This is a genomic window from Acetobacter syzygii (assembly GCF_000964225.1).
GTDB classification, from domain to species: domain Bacteria; phylum Pseudomonadota; class Alphaproteobacteria; order Acetobacterales; family Acetobacteraceae; genus Acetobacter; species Acetobacter syzygii.
On sequence record NZ_BAMZ01000072.1, the window covers coordinates 1 to 418 of the forward strand.

Here is a 418-nt window from a genome sequence, read left to right on the forward strand (position 1 = left end):
AGAACGCCCCGTCCCCGATTCCCACTCTTGGCCGTTTTCCGGCGCTGGATCGTGTGCGCGTTCCTGCGGACCTTCGTAACCTGTCTGTTGAGCAGCTCAAGCAGCTTGCGGATGAACTGCGGGCCGAGACTGTGGATGCGGTCTCCACCACTGGTGGGCACCTTGGTGCCTCGCTTGGTGTTGTGGAGCTGACCGTAGCGCTGCACGCGGTGTTTGATACACCCGATGACCGGGTGATCTGGGATGTGGGCCATCAGGCATACCCGCACAAGATCCTGACCGGGCGGCGCGAGCGTATTCGCACGCTGCGCCAGCCGGGTGGCCTGTCCGGCTTTACCCGCCGGGCGGAGAGCGAATACGACCCGTTTGGCGCGGCCCACTCCTCCACCTCCATTTCCGCCGGACTGGGCATGGCCGT

1 protein-coding gene is annotated in these 418 nt (G+C 64.8%); it reads left to right on the forward strand.

From position 1 onward, the window contains the following. A partial coding sequence (locus Absy_RS11720) for a 1-deoxy-D-xylulose-5-phosphate synthase N-terminal domain-containing protein (protein WP_373317422.1) occupies window positions 1–418 on the forward strand: 418 nt, incomplete at both ends.